Below are 4,120 nucleotides of genomic sequence, written 5' to 3' on the forward strand. Positions count from 1 at the left end.
AATATTCCGTTTATGACATCAACATTGGTGTTGGCATATTCTGAAGGTAGCCCTCCTCCGATGTTCAGTATGTCGATGGCTTCCAGTGTTCCTTCTGTGAGCGCATCCTCTATCTCAGGCCGGATCTTCCATTCGTTCACGTTCTGTGTTTTCCTGTGGAAGTGAACCCCAAGCTTTTCGATGTTCTTGTTACCTTTAAGCTGAGCTATCCTTTTGTTGATGGTGTCCGAGCTCATTCCGAAAACGAAGTAACGTTCAGTGCGTATGGAGTGTTCCTTGAGCTTGAGGCGTAACAATAATGTGATCTTCCAGTCGGTATCATCGACTGTAGAAAGCAATGTGTCGAGGTCGAACTCGTTATCAACTGCAAAGGAACGGATGCCTTTTTCGTAAAGCTCCCTTATCATCTCAGGTGTCCATGCCTGTGCCAGGAACAATACCCTTGACATGTCTTCTGTGTGCTTCAGCTCGTTTGGCATGTGGACACTCAGTAGTCCATCGGTCTCAGCTTCGATCAACGGGCTGACCTTTGGGTTCGTCTTTGAGCTGAATGCGACAATATCCGCTACGTCCTTGACCTTGCTGTACTGCTCAAGTATTATCTTTTTTGAAAGGATGAATCTCGGTGCAGATACGGTGCTGTTCATTTTACCACTCCGCTGCTTCTGTTCTCCTGTAGCCCTTTAAGCAGACCATCGGCTGCCAGTTCATCAAGTGCCCTTATCATTGCCAGAGGGAAGGTTATGCTCACATCTCCTATTACCGTGGCAACATCACTTTCGTCCTTGACCTTTCCCCATGATTTTGCTTCATTGGTGTTAGCTCCCGACATGCTTCCTGAGGTGCGGTGAGCAGTTGTCATATATACTGCATATTCAGCACCTCCATTCAAGAGGGTGCTCAATATGGCATGATGTTTCGAGATGGAGCCGCCAAGGGCTATGACACCCTTGCGGTCATCATGGCTGCTTGCAAAAAGGATGTTCCCGAAGTCTTTCACTACATCCACGATGAAATCCGGGTGTTCCTGCTGGAACAAATATAGGTGGAAACCGAACGCTCCATCGGTAATGGCAGGACAGAATATAGGTACGTTGTTCTTTGCAGCCTGATAGAGTATGGAGCTCTCATCATCAAGCATAAGTCCTATCTCCCTGAGCATATCCGAAACTGCCCAGCGGTTTTGTTTCTCGTAAAGCTCTTTGAGGATCTTATCGACGAGGCTCTCGAAGTTCATGTAACTCTCTGTTTTGATGAGCAGGTTCCCGACACGGTTAATTCCCTGTTCATGAAGTTCCACATCGTCAGTCTGGAAAGAGCCTATCTGGAAATCCTCTCCGGTGGCTTTCATGATGTCTTCTTCAAGACCGCCTACGGTAGTAACAATGACATCGGCAATGCCAAGATCGATGAGTTGTGCAAAGAATCCGCGAAGCCCGGAAGTGACCATGTTCGAGGTAAATGTAAGGAAGACCTTTGCAGAATCCTTTTTCATCTTCACGATCACATCGGATGCCCGCTGAAGCTCTACGCTCTGGAATCCTATGAATTCATAGGAATCGACAAGCTCCGAAACTCTCATGTCCTGCTTCCATTTAAGGTCCTTTACTTTTACCATTAAATATCACCGTTTAAGTATGAGCTTGATGGAATCTTTGAATCATATATAAATGTTGGTCTGTTCTTAAGCTATTCTGCCAGCGAAACATATTTAAGTCTCTTCTCAATAGCCTTCCCTATGATTCCCCGGAAAGCATTCGTGGTAAAAGGCACAGGCGTGCACAAGGATAAACTGGCATCGTTCGAGCTTGCGTTAAGGGATGCGGGTATAGAGAAGTTCAATCTTGTGACCGTTTCAAGCATACTGCCGCCGAACTGTGCTATTGTTCCAAGGGAAGAGGGCCTTGAAGAACTTGCTCCCGGGCAGATAGTATATTGTGTCATGGCAAAGAACCAGACCAATGAGCCGGAACGGATGATTGCAGCAGCTATTGGGAATGCAGTGCCTGCTGATAGTAATGATTATGGTTATATCTCCGAACATCATTCTTTTGGAGAGGATGAACGGACCGCGGGGGTCTATGCAGAAGACCTTGCAGCTACAATGCTCGCAACATCACTTGGCATCGAGTTCGATGCTGATTCCGCATGGGGGGAAAGGGAGCAGGTGTATAAGGCGAGCGGTCATATATTTGATACTGTCCACTATTGCCGTTGTGTAAAAGGGGATGAAAATGGGCTGTGGACAACGGTCGTTGTTTCTATGGTGTTTGTTCTTTGAATTCATATGTGTCCGAATAATTTTCGGCATGGCTAACCACAATTTATATATTTAACACAGGGATTCTAGCCACACATATACTATAGTGTGAACAAGATGACCGGCGACCGTATAGAAGAATATCTTGAAACGATAGACTCCCTTGGCAAGAGCAGAGGGAATCCCGTCAAGAACAAGGATATTGCTGAAGAGCTTGGCGTGTCTCAAGCTTCCGTTTCTGAAATGGTGCAAAAGCTGGCGGATGAAGGGCTTGTGAAACACGAACCTTATCATGGCGTTGAGCTCACAAATAGAGGCATTCTTCAGGTGAACAGTATTCGCCGGAAGCACCATGTTATTGAGAAGTTCTTTTCTGATGTACTGGCTCTCGATCCTGAGGTCGCACATAATGAAGCCTGCGGGCTTGAACATACGGTATCTGACCTTGTAGTGGAAAGCATGTGCAATTACCTTGGTAACAACAATATCGATTGCAAACCCGCGGATGGGAATGAACATTGTCCTTTCAAGGAGAGCTATGTTTCTTTGGCCGATCTTAAAGAAGGGGATTGCGGTACGGTTGTTATGATGACCTTGTCAGGTCCCTCAAAAGAGCGTCTGAGCTCACTTGGAATGATAACCGGTGAGAACATAGAGGTCAAACGTAAGCAAAAGCAGGGTTCAACTTCGATACTGACCCGGGGGACCGAGATAGCTCTTGGAAATGAGATCGCTAAGAAGATATTCGTACGGTTGGGTATGAGGAAGAGGTATCCACGTGGAAACGACAGAAATTAATGATATGCCTGTTGCGAATATCCGTAAGGCAAGGTCGTCCAATTTCGACATGACAATAGCTTTTGTGGGCAATCCCAGTGTCGGTAAAAGTGCATTCTTCTCCCGTCTGACAGGCGTGGGCGTTGTAGTGGCGAACTATCCCGGAACTACTGTGGAGCTTACACATGGCAGTGTCAATGTAGGTTCTAAGAAGCTCGATGTTGTCGATCTTCCGGGTATCTATTCTCTTGGGGCATCAACTGAGGACGAGAAGGTCTCAAAACGCTATCTTTTGCGTGAATATCCGGATGTTATCATCAATGTGGTGGATGCTACCCGGCTTGAACGTAACCTTTTCCTTACACTCCAATTGCTTGAGGTCAACATCCCTATGGTGGTAGCACTTAACCAGATGGATGCTGCAAAGGAAATGGGTATCGAGATCGATGTCGAAAAGCTTTCTGAGACCCTTGGGGTGCCTGTGGTCCCGACCATCGCTACCAAAGGTGTCGGGCTGGAAGAGACTGTCCTTGCAGCCATCGATGAGAAGCTTTCCATTAAGAACAGGCATAGGGTACATTACGATAATCATATTCTTCGTGCAATCAAGAAGCTTGATGAGGATTTTCCGGAGATCGGATCTGGTATCAAGGTCAGAGCACTGGAAAGGGATGAAGAGTTCGTCAAATTGAGCTGTCGCCCTCACGATGCCGACCTTTTGTTAATCACATCTGAATCCATCACCGATGACATCGAAAAAGCACATGGCATGTCCATTTCGGATACCATCGTGCGTGACCTTTACGGTGAAGCAGGTTATATCGTTGACAGGCTGACCACTCAGGTCGAACATAAGGTCACATTTAAAGAAAGGATCGATTCAGTACTCACTTCAGAATATGTGGGTATTACCGGACTTGTTGCTGCACTTCTATTGACGTTCTTTGTAGTTTTTACTGTGGGCGGTTTTCTCGAAGAGGGCATCGTTTCTCTGTTCGAGATATTTCTTATCTCTCCTGCAGAAAATCTGCTTGCAGGTTCACACCCTGTTCTCAGTAACGTTATCATCTATTCTCTTCTGGG

The 4,120-nt window shown here is 46.3% G+C and carries 4 protein-coding genes and 1 pseudogene; 3 read left to right on the top strand and 2 right to left on the bottom strand.

What is annotated here, in order from left to right:
- Both KDK67_RS13635 and KDK67_RS13640 read right to left on the bottom strand, forming a co-directional pair.
- A pseudogene (locus KDK67_RS13635) lies at positions 1-647 on the bottom strand (decarboxylase); the annotation flags it as partial.
- A complete protein-coding gene (locus KDK67_RS13640; protein ID WP_250869404.1) occupies positions 644-1,618 on the bottom strand; it encodes a deoxyhypusine synthase family protein in 975 nt (324 codons plus the stop codon). The gene KDK67_RS13640 and the pseudogene KDK67_RS13635, both read right to left, overlap by 4 nt.
- Before the next feature lie 120 nt (positions 1,619-1,738).
- Between KDK67_RS13640 and KDK67_RS13645 the strand changes: the two genes are divergently transcribed.
- From KDK67_RS13645 to KDK67_RS13655, 3 genes are all read left to right on the top strand, one after another.
- Entirely contained in the window at positions 1,739-2,281 is a 543-nt protein-coding gene (locus KDK67_RS13645) for a pyruvoyl-dependent arginine decarboxylase (protein WP_250869405.1), read from the top strand.
- A 96-nt stretch (positions 2,282-2,377) separates the two neighbouring features.
- The gene (locus KDK67_RS13650; RefSeq protein WP_250869406.1) at positions 2,378-3,058 is read left to right on the top strand and encodes a metal-dependent transcriptional regulator; all 681 of its coding nucleotides are present in this window, start codon (positions 2,378-2,380) and stop codon (positions 3,056-3,058) included.
- Positions 3,039-4,120: FeoB small GTPase domain-containing protein (locus KDK67_RS13655; protein ID WP_250869407.1), on the top strand; the 1,082-nt coding region annotated here is incomplete at its 3' end. The genes KDK67_RS13650 and KDK67_RS13655, both read left to right, overlap by 20 nt.

The organism is Methanococcoides seepicolus (assembly GCF_023684405.1).
Classification (GTDB): domain Archaea; phylum Halobacteriota; class Methanosarcinia; order Methanosarcinales; family Methanosarcinaceae; genus Methanococcoides; species Methanococcoides seepicolus.